We start from the raw sequence: 521 nt of genomic DNA, 5'->3' as shown, positions 1-521 counted from the left end.
GAGGATCACGACGTCACCGGGTTTCAATGTCGGGACCAGGACCTGAGCGACATAGGCCTCGAACCACTCGCCATTGATCGGACCGTCGATGACCAAAGGCGCGACCATTCCGGTGTTTCGTAGACCGGCGACAAGCGTCGTCGTCTTGCGATGGCCATGCGGGAAACCCATCCGCAGCCGCTCACCTCTGGTGCATCTTCCATGAGTGCGGGCCATGTTGGTCGCGGTCCATGTTTCGTCGATGAACACGAGCCGCGACGGATCAAGATCAAGTTGCTCGTCGAACCACCGCTGACGGAGTTCCAAGACGTCTGGGCGTGCTTGCTCTATCGCGTGGCCAGTCTTTTTTTGCGCGTCTGATTGTGCCGGACAAGGAAACGGTGCAGCGCCGACTTGCTGATGGCGATGCCCTGAGCTGCAAGGGCATCACGAAGTTCGAACAAGGTGCCGTCCCGGTGTTCCTCAAGCCACGACATGATCGCGTCGGCGTTGGCTTCGGTTTTGTACGAATGACGGTCTCC

General features: G+C 59.1%; 1 pseudogene. It reads right to left on the bottom strand.

What is annotated here, in order from left to right:
• Window positions 1-521: pseudogene (locus AC3WWH_RS34825) on the bottom strand (transposase); the annotation flags it as partial.

Source organism: Ensifer sp. EB106-03-01-XG145 (assembly GCF_058792075.1).
The sequence above is the reverse complement of the archived record's forward strand: the minus strand, read 5'-3'. Positions and strand labels throughout refer to the sequence as shown.